We start from the raw sequence: 19,477 nt of genomic DNA, 5'->3' as shown, positions 1-19,477 counted from the left end.
CCGCATTCCCGTGCAGAGCAACCCGGCTCACGCTTGCGCCTCGCTCGGCACCGCGCCGCGACGGCCGAAGCGTTGGCCCAGGCGATCGAAGAACAGGTAGATCACCGGCGTGGTGAACAGCGTCAGCAGCTGGCTGAGCAGCAGGCCGCCGACCAGCACCAGCCCTAGCGGCTGGCGCAGCTCGGCACCCGAGCCGGTGGCCAGCATCAGCGGAATGGCACCAAACAGCGCGGCCAGGGTGGTCATCAGGATCGGCCGGAAACGCAGCAGCGCGGCGCGGTAGATCGCCTGTTCCGGCGTCATGCCCTGGTGGCGTTCGGCCTCCAGCGCGAAGTCGATCATCATGATCGCGTTCTTCTTGACGATGCCGATCAGCAGGATGATGCCGATGATCGCGATCAGCCCCAGGTCGTTGCCGGTCAGCAGCAGCGCCAGCAGCGCGCCCACCGCCGCCGACGGCAGCGTGGAAAGGATGGTGATCGGGTGGATGTAGCTCTCGTAGAGCACGCCGAGCACGATGTACATGGTCACCACCGCCGCCAGGATCAGCAGCAGCGTGCTCGACAGCGACGCGCGAAACGCCTCGGCGGCGCCCTGGAAATGGCTCTGGATGCCGGCCGGCAGGCCGATGTCCTGCTTCACCGCCTCGATCACCTCCACCGCCTCGCCCAGCGACACGCCCGGCGTGAGGTTGAACGACAGCGTCACCGCCGGGAACTGGCCGATGTGGTTGATCAGCAGCGGCGCGGAATGCTGCTCCAGTCGCGCCAGGCTCGACAGCCGCACCGGCGTGCCGCCCTCGCTCTGCACGAACAGCTGCTCCAGCGCCTGCGGCCCCAGGCGATTGCCGGCCTCAGCCTCGAGCACCACGCGGTACTGGCTGGCCTGGGTGAAGATGGTCGAGATCTGTCGCTGACCGAAGGCGTCGTACAGCGCGTTGGTGATCGCCGAAACCTCGATGCCCAGGCGCGCGGCGGCATCGCGGTCGATGTCCAGGTAAATCTGCAGGCCGTCGTGCTGCAGGTCGCTGGCCACATCGGTGAGTTCCGCCCGCTCGCGCAGCGCCTCGACCAGCCTGGGCGTCCACTCCTGCAGCAGCGCGCTATCCGGCGACTCCAGGCTGAACTGGAACTGCGTGCGGCTGACCCGATCCTCGATGGACAGGTCCTGCACCGGCTGCAGGAACAGCTCGATGCCCGGCAGCTTGGCCAGTTCCGGGCGCAGGCGTTCGATCACTTCGCTGGCGGTGACGTCGCGTTCGGCGTGCGGCTTGAGGTTGATCAGCAGGCGGCCGCTGTTGAGCGTGACGTTGTCGCCGTCCACGCCGATGTAGGACGACAGGCTGGCGACCGCCGGATCGGCGAGGATCACCTGGCTCAGCGATTGCTGACGGTCGCTCATGGCGCGGAAGGAGATCGACTGCGGCGCCTCGCTGATGCCCTGGATCACACCGGTGTCCTGCACCGGAAAGAAGCCCTTGGGCACGGCGAGATAGAGCACCACCGTCAGGCCGAGGGTGGCCACCGCCACCAGCAGCGTCAGCGTCTGGTGACCGAGCACCCAGGTCAGCCAGCGCGAATAGCCGCCAATCAGCCGCTCGACCCAGTCCGGAGCGGCCGGATCATGGCTTACCGGCTTGAGCAGGCGCGCGCACATCATCGGCGTCAGGGTCAGCGAGACCACCAGCGAGATCAGAATCGCCACCGCCAGGGTGATGGCGAACTCGCGGAACAGCCGGCCGACCACGTCCTGCATGAACAGCAGTGGAATCAGCACGGCGATCAACGAGAGGGTCAGCGAGATCAGGGTAAAGCCGATCTGTTTGGCACCCTTGAGCGCGGCATTCAGCGGCGTCTCACCCTCCTCCAGGTGCCGCGCGATGTTTTCCAGCATGACGATGGCATCGTCCACCACGAAGCCGGTGGCGATGGTCAGCGCCATCAGCGTCAGGTTGTTCAGCGAGAAGCCGCACAGATACATCACCGCGAAGGTGCCGACCAGCGAAAGCGGCACGGCGATCGACGGGATGACGGTAGCCGAGAGTTTCTTGAGGAAGATGAAAGTCACCATCACCACCAGAATGGTGGCGAGGATCAGCTCGTGCTGCACGTCGGTGACGGCGGCGCGGATGGTCTGGGTGCGGTCGGTGAGCACGGTCACGTCGAGACCAGCCGGCATGCTGGCAGTGACTTCCGGCAGCAGCGCCTGGATGCGCTCGACCACATCGATGACGTTGGCGCCTGGCTGGCGCTGGATGTTCAGCAGCACCGCCCGGCTCTCGTTGGCCCATGCCGCCAGCCGCTCGTTCTCGGCGCCGGCGACGATGTCGGCGACATCCTTGAGTCGCAGCGCGGCGCCGTCCTGATAGGTGAGGATCAGCTCGGCGTATTCCTCTGGCGTCTTCAGCTGGTCGTTGGCATCGAGCATGGACACCCGCGTCGGACCGTCGAAGTTGCCCTTGGGCTGGTTGACGTTGGCGTTGCCAATCAGCTCGCGCACATCGGCCAGCGACAGGCCGTAGGCGGCCAGCGCCTCGGGATTGGTGCGGATGCGCACCGCCGGGCGCTGCCCGCCGGCGATGCTGACCATGCCGACGCCGCTGATCTGCGCCAGCTTCTGCGCCATGCGCGTGTCGACCAGATCGTGCAACTGCGGCAACGGCAGCGTCGCCGAGGTCACCGCCAGGGTGATCACCGGCGTATCAGCCGGGTTGACCTTGTTGTACACCGGCGGTGCCGGCAGGTCGTTGGGCAGCAGGTTGTCTGCCGCATTGATCGCCGCCTGCACCTCCTGCTCGGCGACGTCCAGCTCCACTTCGAGGGAAAAACGCAGAGTGATCACCGAGGCGCCACCGGAGCTGCTCGAGGACATCTGTGTCAGCCCCGGCATCTGCCCGAACTGGCGTTCCAGCGGCGCGGTAACCGCGCTGGTCATCACCTCCGGACTGGCACCGGGATACAGCGTCATCACCCGGATGGTTGGATAGTCGACCTGCGGCAGCGCCGCAACCGGCAACAGCTTGTAGGCGATCAGACCGGCCAGCAGGATCGCGACCATCGTCAGCGTGGTCGCCACCGGCCGCAGGATGAACAGCCGCGAGATGTTCATCGCGCCGGGCGCTCCCCGGCATTCTCACCACCCACCTTGGGTTGCTGCGCCGCCTCTTCGGCCATGGTCGCGCGGTCGACGACCTCCACCTCGCTGCCATCGCGCAGGCGATCGGTGCCTTCCATGACGATACGCTCACCCGCCGTCAGCCCCTGGGTGATCACCGTGGTCTCGCCATTGCTCGGGCCGACTTCGACGCTGCGCAGCTGCACCTTGCTGTCCGCGCCGACCACATAGGCGAAGTTGCCGCGCGAACCGAACTGCAGTGCCGCCGAGGGGATCAGCGTGGCGTCTTTGAGGGTTTCGACCCGCAGGCGCACGTTGACGAACTGGTTGGGGATGAGCATTTCGCTTTCGTTATCGAAACGCGCCTTGAGCTTGAGCGTGCCGGTGGCGGCGTCGATCTGGTTGTCGAGACTCTCCAGCACACCTTCGCCGAACAGCAGCCGCTCACCACGATCCCAGGCCTGCACGCCCAGCTCGGCGCCCTGACGAAACCGCGTCAGCACTGTCGGCAGGTCACCTTCGGGCAGGGTGAAAGTCACGGCCATCGGTTGGGTCTGGGTGATCACCACCAGCGGCGTGGTATCGCTGGCCGACACCAGGTTGCCGACGTCGAGCTGGCGCAGGCCAAGGCGGCCGTCGATCGGCGCGCGAATCTGGGTGAACTCCAGGTTGAGCTTGGCTTCGTTGACTGCCGCCTGGTTGGCCGCCAGCGTGCCCTGGTACTGGTTGACCAGCGCCTGCTGGGTATCGAGCGTCTGCTTGGCGATGCTGTCGTCGGCATACAGGCCGCGATAGCGCTCAAGGTCGACCTGGGCGTTCTGCAGCAGCGCGCGATTCTGCTGCAGCGTGCCTTCGGCCTGCTGCAGGGCGACCTTGTATGGCCGCGGGTCGATCACCGCCAGCAGCTCACCAGCCTTGACCCGCTGACCCTCTTCGAAGCGCACCTCGACCAGCTCGCCGCCGACGCGGCTGCGCACATTGACCGTGTTCAGCGGCGTCACCGTGCCGAGCGCCTTGTAGAACACCTCGAACTCACCCTGCTTCACCGTCGTCACGCGCACCGGCACCGGCCCGCTGAACGCGCCGAAACCCGGACGCCCGCCCATCTGGGGGGGCTTCGCCGAAGGGCTCGGCCACAACCACCAGGTCAGCAAGGCAATGGCCAGTACGGCAAGGCTGATGATCAGCCAGCGACGACGGGAAGCAGCAGGAGAGGATTGAGCGACGGACATGAACTGAGTTCGCTTGGAAAGGAGCGTGAACCTTAAGCAGTCGCGCTCGGCTCGCAAAGGGGATTTACGGCATTTTTACGTATCGACGCTTGTCTGCCCCGCGACATGCGCCCGGAACCATGCCGCATCCGCCCAGTCTATGTAGCGTTCGACCAGGGGCCAGCCCTGGCAGACGGAACTGTCCCAGGCACGCCGCTCCGCTGAACGCTTGCGTGTCGCATTACCGGACCACCACAGGGTGGCCTGCTACAGGATCAAGGAATGAATGCATCACTGGTCATCCTGGCGTTGACCGTAGCCAGTTTTCTGCTCGGATTTCTGCGCGATCTGTTCATCGCCCGGGCCTTTGGCCTCAGCTGGGAAGCCGACCTGATTTTCGTGGCGTTGATCCTGCCGCTGTTCTTCGAGAACTTTCTCGGCCTCGCTCTGCGCGATGCCATGATTCCCTACCTGCAGAAGCTACGCAGCCAGTCCGAGGTGCTGTTCGAGTCGGTCAGCCGCTGGCTGTACTGGCGCGTGATGCTGCTGGGCGTGGCCGCCAGTGCGCTGGTCATCGTCGCCAGTTACTGGATCCTCAACCTGCTGGCGCCGGGCTGGAGCACCGAGCAGGTGGCAACCGGGCAGCTGGTGTTCTGCGTCGGCGCGCTGCTGATCGCCGTGCAGGCGACGCTGTACTGCCAGGGCGCGCTGCTCAACATGGATAACGTGTTCATCCTGCCGATGACGCGCACCGTGCTGCTCAATGCCGGAGCGATCATCGGCATCCTGCTGTTCCAGCCCACCGGGATGGTGATCTTCATCGGCATGCTGTTGCCGCAGCTGGGGCTGATCCTTATGCAGCATCGGCGGCTGGCCTATCTGCGCGGCGAAGCAGCCGTATCGACCGAGGGACACGGCAGTGCCTTTGGCCTGGCCTTCGCGCCGGTACTGCTGGCGGCCGGGGCGCAGCAGGCATGCATCCTGGCCGAGCGAATGTTCGCCTCGTTCCTCGATGAAGGCAGCATCACCATGCTCTCGTTCGCCTTCCGCATCGTCACCATTCCGCTGACGCTGTACGCGATGTCGGTGCTCTCGGTGCTGTTCCCGCAATTCTCGGCGAGCTGGAACGACAACGACCACAGCGGTCACGCGGCGGTAATCCGCAAGGGCCTGCTGGCGACGCTGCTGTTCCTCGTGCCGGCCGCTGTGGTGCTCTGCTCGTTCCCGGACACCGTGGTCGCCGTGCTGCTGGAGCGCGGCCAGTTCGGCGCCGCGCAGACCAGCGCCACGGCCTCGCTGGTGATCATCTACGCGCTCGGCCTGCCGGCGATGGGGCTTGCGCTGCTCTGGGGCCGTGCCCTGCTCGCCCAGCACCAGGCCCGGTTGTTCCTGGTCATCACGCTGATCAGCTCGGCGCTGACCATTAGCCTCGACGCCGTGCTCTACCGGTCTTACGGCGCCGAGGGGCTGGCCATCGCCTTCTCCAGCGGCGCGATGTTGCAGGCCCTGTTCATGGGCTTGTACGTCTACCGGGCATCGCCCAAGGGCTTGGGCATCGCCCTGCTGCTGCGCTGGGCGGCAACCGCTGCGGCACTGGCGGTGGCGCTGCACTGGCTGCCCGAGCCGCAGGGCTTCATCGAACTGTGCCTGTACATCGCGCTGGTGCTGGCCGGCTTTGCGCTGGGTGTGGTGCTGCTGGGCGAACGCGACCTGTTCCGCCGCAGCTACTGGTCGATGCGCCGCGCCTGACGTGCCGATCGGCTATTGCTGATCGACGCGCTGCAGCTGCTGCGCCTCGTACTGCGGATAGAGATGCGTGACGCTGCGGATCAGCTCGTAGCGGGTCAGGCTGATGCCGGCGAAACGCTCGGGGATCGGGCTGTGGATCACTTCGTTCATGTCGGCGCCGCTGGCCGCCGCCTCGCGCAGCAGACTGTCGAGCCAGACGAGGTAATCGCGCATCTGCACGAACGGTGCATCGTCACTGGCGACCGGCCCGTGACCGGGCACCAACAGCTTCCACGGCTGGGCCTGCAGTGTGTCGAGATCGGCCAGCCAAACATCCAGCCCCGGACTGTTGGGCGTGGTCAGTGCACGCTGATAGAAAAGGATGTCGCTGGCGAACAGCACGCCGCTGTTCTCGTCGAGCACCGCCAGATCGGCGCCGGTATGCCCGCGCAGGGCGAGCAGACGCAGCCTGTGCCCGCCGATTTCCAGCACGCCAGGCTGCAACGTTTCACCCGGCAACACCACTTCGGTGCCGCGCATCCAGTCGCCCACCAGCCGGTACATGTTTTCCGCCATCGCGTCGCCCTGCTCGCGCAGCAGCTCGGTAGTGCCGGCCAGCGCAGCGATGGGCACATCGGCGAACGCCTGGTTGCCGAGCACGTGATCGGGGTGATGGTGGGTGAGCAGCAGCTTGATTACCGGGCGGTCGGTGACGCCCGCAATCGCTTCGCGCATGGCCTCGCCGTAGCGTCTGGACGGACCGCTGTCGATCACCACCACGCCCGCCTCGGTGACGATGAAGCCGGTGTTGACGATGTTGCCGCCGTTGCGCTGCTCGAAGTTGTCGGTCGAGCCTTCCAGCAGCCAGACATCCTCGGCAATCTGCTTAGGCTGCAGGCTGTAGCGCAGCTCGGCGTGCAGCGGCAGCGTCAGACAGCACGCGAGGATCAGGGTGAACAGGCGCATGGTGTCTCCTTGGCTGGGATGAAGCGGGCGAACCTACAGCGCCGCCTCGAACTCGTTGCCGTTGTTGTCGCGTAGCCACAGACGGGTGTCCTGGCGGCCCTCGACTTCCAGGCTCAGGTTGGGGTTCTCGCTGACCGCCGGATAGAGTTCCAGCGTCGCCAGTACCTCGCCGTCGGCGTCACGCAACTCGGCCTGGTTGAGGAAGAACTCCGGAATGCCGCCGACCAGGCCGTTGTCCATCGGGTGCGACACCTGCAAGCGCAGCCGGCTGAAGTCGCCGCGCGGGAAGCGCGCACCGATCACTTCGCCCAGGCGATCCTCCCAGCCGGGCTGGGCCCGCACCACGCTCGGCGCCGTGCAACCACCCCCGGCGGCATCGACCTTCGCGCCCCCCATGTGCCAGACGCCGTCGCGCGTCAGCACGGCCGCGCGGATCGGCGTCGCCTGTTCCACACGGATGCGGATCGCCACCAGCGGCGCGACCTGGTCGCCTGGGGTAAAGGTAAAGATGCGCGGAATGGGATTGAGGTCGGCCCAGGCCTCGATGCGCACCACCTCGTCGCCGAGGGCTCGGGCGTCGATATGCACCGGTACCTGGCGGGCATCCTCGGCAAACGGTGGCACCTGCACCTTGACCCGCTCGTCAAACACGTAGGGTTCACCATGCAGCAGGTGCTTGTGGTGGTATTCCCACATTACTGACTGCAGAGGATCCGGCTCGCCGGCCACGAGATTGCCGGCCTGGCTGAGCGTCAGCGCCAACAGCAGTACGCGGATGGACATCTCGACTCCTGGGGCGGCGCCCGGCAACTGGTGGAACACTCGAATAGCGCGAGCAGCGCTTAGCGCTCGGCCATCTCGTTCTCGACATCCTGATACAGCCCTGGCAACTCGTAGCGCAGCCCATAGCTGGCGTAAATCTTCTCCAGCCGGCCGTCCTTGATCAGCGGCTCGAGCACACCTTCCAGTGCATAGGCCAGCTGACGGTTGGACTCGTGTACGGCCATGCCCAGGTCCCACACCTGCTTGCCCATGTCCGGGTAGGCGTTCTCGGCCAGCTTCAGGTGACTGTCGTCGGCCTGTTTGAGCAGCCAGTCGATTTCCCCGCGCATGGCCATGGTCGCGTCCACTTCGCCGGCCTGCATCGCGGCGAACGCGGCCTGCGGGCTGGGATAGTGATGCAGCATCTTGCTCATGCGCCCGCCGAATACCGAGGAAAGGTAGAACGACGGCACGCTCTCGACCTCGACACCCACCGGGTGGTACTGAAATACCGCCACGCTCGGTATTTCCTGCAACCGGCGATCATCGAACGCGGCCTGCCAGCGCTCGCGCTGATAAGGGCCGAACATCACCACCAGTTCGTTGATCAGCTCGCCCAGCTCGTTGCGCTTGTAGGAGAACTCGCGGTCATACGGCACGCGCAACATCACGTCGGCGAGCACGTTGGGCCGCAGGTAATGGCCCTTCCAGATGAAGTTGCGCAGGTCATCATCCAGCGTTTCGTCCGGCGCGACCCACAGCACTTCCAGCTTGAGGCCGAGGCCTTCCGCCAGCCCGCGCGCCATGTCGACATCGACACCGCGAGGCTGACCGTCGACCGCGAAACTGTACGGCGGGAAGTCCTGGTACATCGCCACCTTGAGCACGCCCGAGGCGATGATGTCGTCGTAGGCACGCACCCGCACCACGTCCGCCTGCGCCAGCGCGCAGCAGGCCGACAGGCACAGCGCGACGAGCCAGCGGCGGAGGCGCATCACTGCTTGGCCGCTTCGCTTTCGATATAGGTACGGATCGCCCACAGCGCTTCCTGGCTGAGGGTGTCGGCCATACGCGGCATGTACACCGCACCGTCACGCACCGCGCCGTTGATGACGCGCTCCTTGAACCACTCATCGCCGTCGTAGCTGGCTTCCAGCTCACGCAGGTCCGGGGCGATACCGCCGGAGATGGCTTCCAGACCATGGCAGCGGGCGCAGTTCTGGTTGTAGGCGGAGGAGCCGATCTGCACGGCGACGTCGTGATGCTCGCTCGGCGCGCGGTAGGGATTCTCGTCGACCCACTCCTCGCCAAGCGACGGCAGGCCCTTGGTATCAACCGCCTGCGGCGTCACGTCGCCATGCGCCAGAGCCAGGCCCGACATACCCAGAACACCCGCTGCCAGCAGTGAGCGCAAAAAGATCTTGTTGTTCATGACTACCACCCTCTATTCGAGAACCTGTGCAAGGCAGCCCCCATCGGAGCGCATGGTGGTCATGTTGGCGGCGCAGTCGGATCGGCAGAATCCTGCTTTGGATGCCTGCATCTCCTCCCTTGGTACTGGGTTTTTCCAGCACCTTTGGCACCCCACTGGTAGCAAGGCCAATTCAGCGGGGGTCGGGAAGGATTCCCGGCATCCGCGGGAGCTTTTCCGTATCGGCGCGCGCAGGGGCACTCCCACTATTCGTATCGCCAGGCCACCGGCAGACGGCGGCCTCGTCCGAATCGACCAAGGGAATCGCAACCATGACAACAAGATCGCACCCCGGTACAACCCGCCCGCTCGCCCTCGCCGTGCTCCTCGGCAGCCTCGCGCTGGCCGGTAACGCCCAGGCCAAGACCGTCAGCTGGGAAGACATCGCCAACGACCACCTGTCTACCGAGAACGTCCTGCAGTACGGCCTGGGCACCAGCGCCCAGCGCTGGAGTCCGCTGGCCCAGGTCAACGACAAGAACGTGTTCAAGCTCACCCCTGCCTGGTCATTCTCCTTCGGCGACGAGAAGCAGCGCGGGCAGGAATCCCAGGCCATCGTCCATGACGGCGTGATCTACGTGACCGGCTCCTACTCGCGCGTGTTCGCCCTGGATGCCAAGACCGGCAAGCGCCTGTGGTCCTACGCCCATCGCCTGCCCGACGACATCCGCCCGTGCTGCGACGTGGTCAACCGCGGCGCCGCCATCTATGGCGACAAGATCTACTTCGGCACCCTCGACGCCCGTGTCGTGGCGCTGAACAAGGACACCGGCAAGGTCGTCTGGAACAAGAAGTTCGGCGATCACGGCGCCGGCTACACCATGACCGGTGCACCCACGCTGGTGAAAGATGCCAAGACCGGCAAGGTGCTGCTGGTGCACGGCAGCTCGGGCGACGAGTTCGGCGTCGTCGGCAAGCTGTTCGCCCGTGATCCGGATACCGGCGATGAAGTCTGGATGCGCCCCTTCGTCGAAGGTCACATGGGCCGCCTGAACGGCAAGGAGAGCACGCCGACCGGCGACATCAAGGCGCCCTCCTGGCCGGACGATCCCAACTCGCCAACCGGCAAGAAGGAAGCCTGGAGCCAGGGCGGCGGCGCCCCGTGGCAGAGTGCGAGCTTCGACCCGGAAACCAACACCATCATCGTCGGCGCCGGCAACCCGGCACCGTGGAACGGCTGGGCGCGCACCAGCGACGGTGGCGATCCGAAGAACTACGACAGCCTCTACACCTCCGGCCAGGTCGGCGTCGACCCGAGCACCGGCGAAGTGAAATGGTTCTATCAGCACACGCCGAACGACGCCTGGGACTTCTCCGGCAACAACGAGCTGGTGCTGTTCGACTACAAGGACAAGAACGGCAAGACGGTGAAAGCCACGGCCCACGCCGACCGTAACGGCTTCTTCTATGTCGTCGACCGCAAGGACGGCAAGCTGCAGAACGCCTTCCCCTTCGTCGATGGCATCACCTGGGCCAGCCACATCGACCTGAAAACCGGCCGACCGGTCGAGAACGAAGGCCAGCGCCCGCCCAAACCGGAGCCGGGCGAGAAGCACGGCAAGTCGGTGGAAGTCTCGCCGCCCTTCCTCGGTGGCAAGAACTGGAACCCCATGGCCTACAGCCAGGACACCGGCCTGTTCTATGTGCCGGCCAACCACTGGAAGGAGGACTACTGGACCGAGGAAGTCAGCTACAAGAAGGGCTCGGCCTATCTCGGCCAGGGCTTCCGCATCAAGCGCATGTATGACGATCACGTCGGCATCCTGCGCGCCATGAACCCCACCACCGGCCAGATCGCCTGGGAGCATAAGGAAAAGCTGCCGCTGTGGGCCGGAGTGCTCGCGACCAAGGGCAATCTGGTTTTCACCGGCACCAGCGACGGCTATCTCAAGGCCTTCGACGCCAAGACCGGCGACGAGCTGTGGAAATTCCAGACCGGCAGCGGCGTCATCTCCCCGCCGATCACCTGGGAACAGGACGGCGAGCAGTACATCGGCGTGACGGTCGGTTACGGCGGCGCCGTGCCGCTGTGGGGCGGCGACATGGCCGTGCTGACCAAGCCGGTCGCCCAGGGCGGTTCCTTCTGGGTGTTCAAGCTGCCGGATTGGGAGAAGAAGACCGCCAAGCGTTGAGTCAGCCGTGCCCGCCACCACGCGGGCACACCTCACGCTCTCAAGGTACAGCGGTTCGCGTGGCATCCCTGGCCCAGCCGGCTCGGGTTGGCGCTCTCGTCGACAGGGCAGAAACGCCGCGCGACCGCTTTTCATTCCTGCCCTGCCCCAGGTGACTGCCCATGAACACCCCTTGCCGCCTGTTACTGCCACTGGCCCTGTTCACCAGCGCTGCTGTCTTCGCGGCTGATGATGGCCCGCTGACCATCAACGGCTGCGTGCTCCTGCCCGACAGCCAATGTGCGAACGCTGACCTGCGCGGCGCCGATCTCAGCAATCAGGACCTGCGCCGCATCAACCTCGCCGGGGCCAACCTCTCCGGCGCCAACCTGCGCCACGCCAATCTCGACCTGGCCAATCTGGAAAAGGCCGATCTCAGCGGCGCCACCCTCAACCGCGCCAGCCTGCAGCAGGCCAATCTGCGCCTGGCCAACGTCACCGATGCCCGGCTGATCGCCATACAGGGCTGGGGGCTGTTCGCCCAGGCCACGCAGTTCAAGGGCGCCGATCTCACCGGTGCCTACCTCGAGTTCGCCCGCCTGAGCGGCGCGAAGATGCAACGCAGCACCCTGCGCGCCGCCGACCTGGAAATGACCTGGCTGAGCAAGGCCGACCTCATGGGCGCGGACCTCACCGATGCCAACCTGCAGGAAGCCAAGCTCAACGATGCCAACCTCGCCGATGCCATCCTGACCGGAGCCCGACGGCATTACGCAACGTTCCAGGGAACCAATATGGAAGGCTGCAAAGACTGCCCACACGATTGGGAGCAGTAGCCGCAGCGACAGGCGTATCGGTGCCAGGACTGGTCGCCGGCATCGACTTGTCTGCAGCCCTCGAATAGCGTTGTATGACCCGACCCTGTTGCGCTCCGGAAGCCGCCGATGTCAATCATCCACATCCCCCAGCACCCTGACATCGACGCCCTGTCGGCATTCGAGGGCTTGCCGCGCGAGCGCATCGCCATACCCGCCAGCGCCGCCGCCTTCGCCGCGGCCGTCGACGAGATCCTCACCTTTCCTTACGTCGGTTTCGATACCGAGTCCAAGCCGACCTTCAAGGCCGGTGAGGTGTCTGGCGGCCCGCACCTGATCCAGTTCGCCACACCGCACAAGGCCTATCTGTTTCAGGTTGTCGCGCCAGGCTGCATCGATGCAGCGCGCGCTGTGCTGGAGGCGCCAGGGGTGGTGAAGTTCGGTTTCGGGCTGAAATCGGACCGTAGCCGGCTGCGCAGCAAGCTTGGCATCGAGCTACACACCTATATCGACCTCGGGAAGACGCTGCGCTACCAGGGCAAGAAGGGCCAGGTGGGGTTGCGCGGGGCGGTGGCCGGTGTACTCAACATGCGGGTGCGCAAGTCGCGCAGCGTGGCCACCTCGAACTGGGCCAACACCGTACTGAGCGAGGCCCAGCAAGCCTATGCGGCGAACGACGCCTATGCTGCGCTACGGGTGTTCCTCGGGCTGTCTGCCGAGCAACAACGCCTGCTGCTACAGCTGGCCAGCACGCCGCCGCAGCCGCGTCGCGCCAAGCCCAGGCACCCGCTTCGAGAGGACGCTTCGCGATGAAAACTCTGACGATTCGCTGGCAGCGACTGGTCGACGAACATGGCCAGACCTGCGACCGCTGCGGCGCCACCGAGGTCGCAGTAAGACGGGCCGCCGCGGATCTGCAACAGGCATTGCACATCCTCGGCATCGAGGTGCGCCTGGAAACCAGCACGCTGAGCCCCGCCAGCTTTGCGCAGGCACCGCTGGAATCGAATCGCCTGTGGATCGCCGACGTGCCGCTGGAGCAGTGGCTCGGCGCGACCACCGGCCAGAGCCGCTGCTGCTCGGCCTGCGGCGACGCCAGCTGCCGCACGCTAAGCATCTCCGGCACGACTTACGAAGCCGTTCCAGCCGACCTGATCGTCAAGGCCGGATTGCTGGCCGCCGCCCAGCTGCCCGATCGAATCCCAGCCAGTTGCTGCCCGGCGAAAACCGATGTCGACGGGGGCTGCTGCAGCTGAATCGTCGCCTTCAGCCAAGACCGCGAGCGGTTCGTTGCAACAACGACAGCGCACCGTACGCCAACACGCCCAGCGCGGCCGACAGCCACAGCGCGCCGGTACCAAAGCCATCGATCAACAGCGCGAAGACGAACGGCGCGAAGGCCTGGCCGAAACGCGCCGGCACCATCAGCAGGCCTTGGCGCAGGCCGTAACCGTGCGGACCGAAGATCACCAGCGGCAAGGTGCCCTTGGCAATCGTCAAGATGCCGTTGCCACCGCCATGCAACAAGGCAAACCCGGTGGTCGCCGGCGCCCCGAACAACATCACGCCAGCCGCACCGATCGGATGCGCGATGGCCGCCAGGCGTGCAGAGAGCAGTGGGTGGAAGCGCTGCAGCAACGCGAACTCCAGACAGCGCGCACCGACCTGAGCCGGTCCGACCAGGGCTGCGACGCCGATGGAGGCCGCCGCCGACAGCCCGGACTCCTGCAGCAGTCGCGGCAGGTGTGCGGCCATCGCCGTACTGACGAACCAGGTGGCGGCGAACACGAACGCCAGCAGGCCCATGGTCAGGCCCGCGCCGGCACGTTCCTGCGGCGGCTTGTCGGTTGACGGCAATGCCGGCTGGATGCCGAATGGAATCAGCAGCCGGTTCAACGGCAGCCCCAGCAGCAGATGCGCACCGGCCCAGACGAGGCAGGTGTTGCGCCAGCCGAACTCGGCATTCAGCCAACCGCTGATCGGCCAGCACACCGTACTGGCGAACCCGGCGAGCAACGTGATGCCGGTGATCGCGCCGCGCGCATCGCGGCCATAGATGCCGGTAAGCGTGGAGAACGCCGACTCGTAAAGGCCCAGCGCCATGCCGATGCCGATCACCAGCCAGCCAAGCCAGAGCATCAGCGGCCCGCTCGCGAGGCCGAGGGTCGCCAGCCCGGCCGCGAAGACGATGCTGGAAAGCGCCAGCACATCGCGGCCGCCGTGATGGTCGATGCGCTTGCCCGAGAGCGGTCCGAGAACGGCCGTGACGACCAACGCCAGGGAGAACGCGGCGAAGACGTTGCCGGTGGAAATGCCCAGCTCGCGCGCCATCGGCTCGGCGAGAATCGCCGGCAGATAGTAGGTCGAGCCCCAGGCCAGCGTCTGCGCGCTGCCGAGCGCGAGCACGATGCGCAGGCGTGACATGCTCAACGCCCTCGGTCGCTCGCCGTCAGGCGTGGCGATCCGCAAGAACAAGCGGCTGCATGGACGTGAGTCATCCGGGCTCCTGTGAATGCCGCCGCGGGTGGGCGGCCAAGTGCGCCAGCATACGCAATCTGCCGTGACCGTTTTGCGTCACCGCCGGGCACAACGGTCAGCGGCACAGGACAGCCGAAGCAGGCCCGGCATACCAGACGAAAAAAACCATGCCGGGCACCGAAGCGCGGCATGGTTGTTTTCGTCATCGGCCTGATGGCTTATAGCGCATCCCACTGGTAACGCACGCCCACCCAGCCCGCACGCGGCGCACCCGGGGCGATGAACTGCTCGTGGCGCCAGGCGTCCGGGTCTGTCTCGAAAGCGTTGCCGGCGCCGACGAAGGGGTTCTCGGCCAGCGCGCCACCGGTGGCATAACGCTTGTCGAACAGGTTGTCGACCCGGCCGAACAGCGTCCAGTCACGGGCGAAGCGGTAATCGGCGGTGAGGTTGACCACGGCGTAGCCCGGCAGCTTGCCGCTGCCTTCAAATTCGTCGTTGGGCTGATGACGGTTGTTCTCGTTGCCGCGCACGTACTGCTCCGAATACGCCAGCACGGTCGTGCCGATGCGCAGCCGTTCATTGAGTTTCCAGTCCAGGCCGAGCTTGAGGTTGTGCTTCGGCAATCCTGGCAGATAGTCGCCACTGGATACGCGAATCTCGTCGTCCGGGCAGCCACCCTCGCCTTCGGTGCTGTTGTTCTCGGCCAGGATGCACGCCGAGGACTGGAAGGTGGCGTGCAGGTAGGTGTAATCCAGCCGCCAGTCGAACGGTCCCTGCGCACCGGCCAAGCCGAACTCGATGCCCTGCCGGCGGGTGCGGCCGAAGTTGGTGAAGTAGCCCATGCTGCCGCCGGTGCCGACGAACAGCAGGTCGTCATGGTTCACGCTGCGGAACGCGCCGAGGTTCCAGCGGGTGCCGCCGGCCAGTTCGCCACGCACACCGAACTCCAGCGTGCGGGTGACCACCTGCTCGAGGAAGGGATCGGCCGCCATGGCGTTGGGCAGGCTGCAGGGATTGGCCGGATCGGCACAACCCAGTTCGATCGGCGTCGGTGCCCGGTTGCCCTGGGAAAAGCCGCCGTAGACGGTTAGCGCCGGTTGCAGCTGCCAGGCGAAACCCAGCGCGGGGTTGAGCTTGCGATAGGTGAAGTCGCCGTCGAGATCGTCACCCATGCGGTCGCTGTTGATCACGCGGGTGCGGTTGTAGCGTAGCGAACCGGTCAGCTGCAGCGCGTCGGCCAGCGCCCAAGTGTCGGTGGCGTAGAGGCTGGAGGTGCGGGTGCGACCCAGCAGACTGTTGGCCTGCTCCTCCTCTTCGCTGGCGCGGATGCCACGCTCATTGGTCAGCTCACCGCCCTGCTCGCTCTGGTGGAAGCTGGCTCGGGTGTTGTCATGGGTCAGGCCGAAGGCGAACTGATGGGCGCCAGCCTGGCGCGCCCACTGCAGCGCCAGGCCATAGGCGCGCTGGGCGGTGCGGGTACGGTTCAGCACGCCGCTTTCCGGACCTTCGCCAAGAAAACCGCCGTTTTCCCATTCCTCGTATTCGTCCTCGTACTCGTCGTTGCCATCGCCATTGAGGGTCGCCGTGCGCGTGCGCCGCAGGTAGACGGTGCCGGACAGCCGGTCGCTGTCGTTCAGCCAGTGACTGGCGGACAGCGCCATCAGATGGCTGCGATTCTCGGTCTGGTCGGGATGGGTGAAGATCGCCTCGCGCCGCTGGTCGTACATGCTTTCAGGAATCAGGCCGTTGCCGATCAGGTCGTTGTCGGCGTGTGCCAGCGTCAGTGCCAGATCGGTGGTGTCGGTGGTCCAGGCGAACTTGCCGAACAGCTGGCGGACCTCGGACGGCGAATGGTCACGCCAACCGTCCTCGTCCATGCCTTCCGCAGCCAGGTACCAGGAGAATTCCTCATGGTTGCCACCCTGTTCGATGGCACCACCCTGGCGTCCGAACGAGCCGCCGTAGACCTCCGCCGAGCCACCGGGATGGGTATCGCCACGTTTGGTCTGCAGCGCCAGCGCGCCGCCCAGGGTGTTCAGGCCGTACAGCGGGTTGGAACCCGGTACCAGGGCCATGTTGGCGATGGCGGTATTCGGAATCAGATCCCAGTGCACCACATCGCCGAACGCTTCGTTGACCCGCACGCCGTCGAGAAACACGGACAGGCCCTGCGGGGTACCCAGGAGCGGCGAGGCGCTGAAACCCCGGTAGTTCAGGTCCGCCTGGTAAGGGTTGCCCTGGATTTCGTTGACATTCACGCTCGGCAGCCCGCGCTGCAGCTTCTCGGCCAGCGACTGACCGCCCAGACGGCGCAGGTGCTCGGCATCCAATGTCTGGATATTGGCCGGGACCTGATCCTTAGGCAGGTCGATGCCCGGTAGCGGCGTGGTGGCGACGACCTCTTCGCCGCCGAGATCGAGCGGTTCATCGGCATGGGCGAAGCCCGGCACGAGGCTGGCGATTGCGAGGGAAAGCAGCGTGCGCCGGGGCATCCAGCGACGACAGAGCTGATACTGCATGGGCGTTCCTTGTTGTTGTCTGGCGGATCGGGTGGTCGAGGTCCCGTACTGGCAACCTGCCAGGGCCGATTATCGAAAGCCGCCATCCGGCACCGACAGGGAAAAACTCCCGGTCCTGCCGGGAAAACTTCCCGGTTCGGCAGCGCTTGGTCTTACTCCTGCCGGAGTAGAACGGACGAAGGCTTGGCTGCGCGCCGGTGCAGGAACGACGCACGCGGTCACTCCTGCGGATGACCGGATCGACATCGCTAGCGGGCACGCATGAAGGCGCACCGGGCGCCGCCGCATGGAGTGCGGCGTCCGATGCTGAGATTTTCGGAAAGATGAACGACCGCGCGTGGTGCGGCGAAAGAAGTCGCGCCGGCAGGCCCGGCGCTCAGGCCTCGCAGAGCATCCGTTCGCCGACGCGCAACAGGCCCTGGTCGATGGCTAGATGCACCAGCTCCGCCTGGGAACTGACCTCCAGCTTGCTCTTGAGCAGCGCCATGTGGTTCGAGACGGTCTTGCTGCTGATGCACAGCCGCTCGGCGATCTCGCGATTGCCGATGCCGCGGGCGAGCATGATGAAAATTTCCATCTCGCGCGGCGTCATCTCGGCCAGCCGCCCCTGCACGGGTGACGCCGACGGGCGCTGGCAGGCCAGTTCGGTCGCCAGCGGTTGTTCGATGAATGCCTGCCCGGCGAGCACCTTGCGCACTGCCTCGACCAAGACGTCCGGCGCGCAGCGCTTGGTCAGATAGCCAGATGCGCCGGCATCCAGGGCCTGACGAACCAGTGCCAGTTCGTCGTGCATGCTGAAGATCAGCACCGGCAGCAGCGGCAGGCGCTGACGCAGCCGCCGACAGGTTTCCAGGCCGCTGATGCCGGGCAGGCCGAGATCCAGTATGACCAGGCTCGGAATCTGTTCCTGCACGCGCTGCAGCGCCAGCTCACCGCTGGCCGCCTCGGTCACCACCACCTCGGGCAGCAGAGCGGTCAGCAGACTGGCATAGCCCTGACGCACTACCGCGTGATCGTCCACCAGCAGGATTTTCATGCTGTCGCTCCCTTCAATGGCAGATTGAGATACAACGCCCAGCCGCGCCCCGGCCAGTGTCGCAGGCGCAACCGGGCACCGAGGCAGCGCGCACGCTCACGCATCGAACGCAGGCCGACACCGGCTCGCTCCGGCGGCTGGCCATGGCCGTTATCACACAGCAGCAGACGCAGGGCCTGCGCGTCACCGCGCAGCTGCAAGCGCACGCAACTGGCGTGCGCATGGCGCGCCACATTGGTCAGCGCCTCCTGAATCAGCCGATACAGGTGCAGCTTGTCCTCGATGGCCAGGGCTGGAATCGCTCCCTGCAGCTGCAGCCGACATTCGATCCCCTGTGCGCCCTGCCACTGCGCGACCAGCTGCTCGACGGCGGCCTCCAGCGACAGGTGATCGAGCATCACCGGATACAGGTCGCGCACCAGCGTGCGGAAACCGTTCTGCAGATCGAGGCTGTGCTGTTCCAGATGCCCGGCGGTTTCGCGCACCGCCTCCGGCTGCTCGGCCTGTACTCGCAACAGGCAGGCCCGCGCGCGGATACCGGCCACGTACTGCCCGAGATCGTCGTGCAGCACCTGCGCCAGCCGCGTGCGCTCGCGCTCCTGCAGCTCCATCAGGGTCCGCGTCAGTCGGACGTTGTCGGCCTCCGCCGCCTCCAGCGCCCCGGCCATCTGGTTGAAATGGCCAGCCAGCCGTTGCGCTTCGGGCAGGCGCCGGGCAACCAGCCGGGTCGCCAGCTGCCCCCGGGAAATCCGCCGCAGCCCGCCGAGCAAATCTTCCAGCACGCCGAGCGCATGCCCGACGGCCCAGCGAATGGTGACAAGGCTCAGCGCCAGCGCCAGGCCGAACAGTGCCAGCAGTTGCAGCAACGAATCCCAGACTTCTTCCACCTCGTCGTCTGGGTTGACGGCGAGCCGGATCTGTCCGCCATCCTCGAAGTGCAGCACCCGTGCCGGCGTCATCTGCGGGTAGAGCCAGCGGCTCAGCCAGGGCCGCTGCGAGTCCGACGGCAGCGCGCGCTCGGCACCCGGCGGGATGCGCTCGGCGCGGATGTGCCGGAGGCTGCGTTGCAGCGCCATGGTGAGCGCCTGGGGACGCTCGTTCAGGCTGACCGCCAGGTAATCCACCACCTGCTGGGCCGCATCCAGCTCACGCTGTACATCCCGGACGGCTTGGCGCAACAGCACCGCCGTGCACACCAGCGTCACCGCGGCGAAGAACAGCGCGACCAGCAGGTAGGTACGCCCCAGGGCACTCATCACCGTCCCC

Annotated in this window: 15 protein-coding genes; 5 read left to right on the top strand and 10 right to left on the bottom strand. The window is 66.0% G+C overall.

The annotated features are described in order from the left end of the window. Positions 1 to 27: 27 nt before the first annotated feature. Entirely contained in the window at positions 28 to 3,108 is a 3,081-nt protein-coding gene (locus tag N8H22_RS04575; RefSeq protein WP_264589448.1) for an MdtB/MuxB family multidrug efflux RND transporter permease subunit, read from the bottom strand. Next, a complete protein-coding gene (locus tag N8H22_RS04570; RefSeq protein WP_264589447.1) occupies positions 3,105 to 4,346 on the bottom strand; it encodes an MdtA/MuxA family multidrug efflux RND transporter periplasmic adaptor subunit in 1,242 nt (413 codons plus the stop codon). The genes N8H22_RS04575 and N8H22_RS04570 overlap by 4 nt, the downstream gene beginning before the upstream one ends. A 261-nt stretch (positions 4,347 to 4,607) precedes the next feature. Between N8H22_RS04570 and N8H22_RS04565 the strand changes: the two genes are divergently transcribed. Then, complete coding sequence (locus tag N8H22_RS04565; RefSeq protein ID WP_264589446.1) at positions 4,608 to 6,074, top strand: lipid II flippase MurJ; 1,467 nt, start codon at positions 4,608 to 4,610, stop codon at positions 6,072 to 6,074. 12 nt (positions 6,075 to 6,086) lie between these two features. Here N8H22_RS04565 and N8H22_RS04560 read toward each other — a convergent pair whose 3' ends face one another. The 4 genes from N8H22_RS04560 to pedF are packed head-to-tail and all read right to left on the bottom strand — an operon-like array spanning position 6,087 to position 9,213. Further along, on the bottom strand, positions 6,087 to 7,019 hold the full coding sequence (locus tag N8H22_RS04560) for a quinoprotein relay system zinc metallohydrolase 1 (RefSeq protein WP_264589445.1): 933 nt from the start codon (positions 7,017 to 7,019) through the stop codon (positions 6,087 to 6,089). Between the two features lie 33 nt (positions 7,020 to 7,052). Then, positions 7,053 to 7,802: a quinoprotein dehydrogenase-associated SoxYZ-like carrier gene (locus N8H22_RS04555; RefSeq protein WP_264589444.1), complete on the bottom strand. Its 750-nt coding sequence runs from the start codon at positions 7,800 to 7,802 to the stop codon at positions 7,053 to 7,055. Positions 7,803 to 7,861: 59 nt separating this feature from the next. Continuing rightward, positions 7,862 to 8,776: a transporter substrate-binding domain-containing protein gene (locus N8H22_RS04550; RefSeq protein WP_264589443.1), complete on the bottom strand. Its 915-nt coding sequence runs from the start codon at positions 8,774 to 8,776 to the stop codon at positions 7,862 to 7,864. Then, positions 8,776 to 9,213 (bottom strand): cytochrome c-550 PedF, encoded by a 438-nt coding sequence (pedF, locus tag N8H22_RS04545; RefSeq protein ID WP_264589442.1) that lies wholly within the window; start codon positions 9,211 to 9,213, stop codon positions 8,776 to 8,778. The genes N8H22_RS04550 and pedF overlap by 1 nt, the downstream gene beginning before the upstream one ends. 311 nt (positions 9,214 to 9,524) lie before the next feature. On the opposite strand from pedF, the gene exaA reads away from it, so the two are divergent. The 4 genes from exaA (at position 9,525) to N8H22_RS04525 (ending at position 13,434) form a co-directional block, all read left to right on the top strand. After that, on the top strand, positions 9,525 to 11,384 hold the full coding sequence (gene exaA / locus N8H22_RS04540; protein WP_264589441.1) for a quinoprotein ethanol dehydrogenase: 1,860 nt from the start codon (positions 9,525 to 9,527) through the stop codon (positions 11,382 to 11,384). Between the two features lie 161 nt (positions 11,385 to 11,545). Next, entirely contained in the window at positions 11,546 to 12,199 is a 654-nt protein-coding gene (locus tag N8H22_RS04535; RefSeq protein ID WP_264589440.1) for a pentapeptide repeat-containing protein, read from the top strand. 108 nt (positions 12,200 to 12,307) lie between these two features. Beyond that, positions 12,308 to 12,991 carry a 3'-5' exonuclease domain-containing protein 2 gene (locus N8H22_RS04530; RefSeq protein ID WP_264589439.1) on the top strand — a complete coding sequence of 228 codons (684 nt, stop codon included), beginning with the start codon at positions 12,308 to 12,310 and terminating at the stop codon, positions 12,989 to 12,991. Next, on the top strand, positions 12,988 to 13,434 hold the full coding sequence (locus tag N8H22_RS04525; RefSeq protein ID WP_264589438.1) for a DUF2703 domain-containing protein: 447 nt from the start codon (positions 12,988 to 12,990) through the stop codon (positions 13,432 to 13,434). Before N8H22_RS04530 ends, N8H22_RS04525 begins: the two co-directional genes overlap by 4 nt. Positions 13,435 to 13,444: 10 nt before the next feature. On the opposite strand, the gene N8H22_RS04520 is transcribed toward N8H22_RS04525, so the two are convergent. The 4 genes from N8H22_RS04520 to N8H22_RS04505 form a co-directional block, all read right to left on the bottom strand. Beyond that, on the bottom strand, positions 13,445 to 14,602 hold the full coding sequence (locus N8H22_RS04520) for an MFS transporter (RefSeq protein ID WP_264589437.1): 1,158 nt from the start codon (positions 14,600 to 14,602) through the stop codon (positions 13,445 to 13,447). Positions 14,603 to 14,874: 272 nt separating this feature from the next. Continuing rightward, positions 14,875 to 17,175: a TonB-dependent receptor gene (locus N8H22_RS04515; RefSeq protein ID WP_264589436.1), complete on the bottom strand. Its 2,301-nt coding sequence runs from the start codon at positions 17,173 to 17,175 to the stop codon at positions 14,875 to 14,877. A 376-nt stretch (positions 17,176 to 17,551) separates the two neighbouring features. After that, a complete protein-coding gene (locus N8H22_RS04510; RefSeq protein ID WP_264589435.1) occupies positions 17,552 to 18,211 on the bottom strand; it encodes a response regulator transcription factor in 660 nt (219 codons plus the stop codon). Then, complete coding sequence (locus N8H22_RS04505; RefSeq protein WP_264589434.1) at positions 18,208 to 19,467, bottom strand: histidine kinase; 1,260 nt, start codon at positions 19,465 to 19,467, stop codon at positions 18,208 to 18,210. The genes N8H22_RS04510 and N8H22_RS04505 overlap by 4 nt, the downstream gene beginning before the upstream one ends. Positions 19,468 to 19,477 lie beyond the last annotated feature (10 nt).

This window comes from Stutzerimonas sp. S1 (assembly GCF_025966695.1).
Taxonomy (GTDB): Bacteria; Pseudomonadota; Gammaproteobacteria; order Pseudomonadales; family Pseudomonadaceae; genus Stutzerimonas.
Note: the sequence above shows the minus strand (reverse complement) of the source record. Positions and strands in the feature narration are given on the sequence as shown.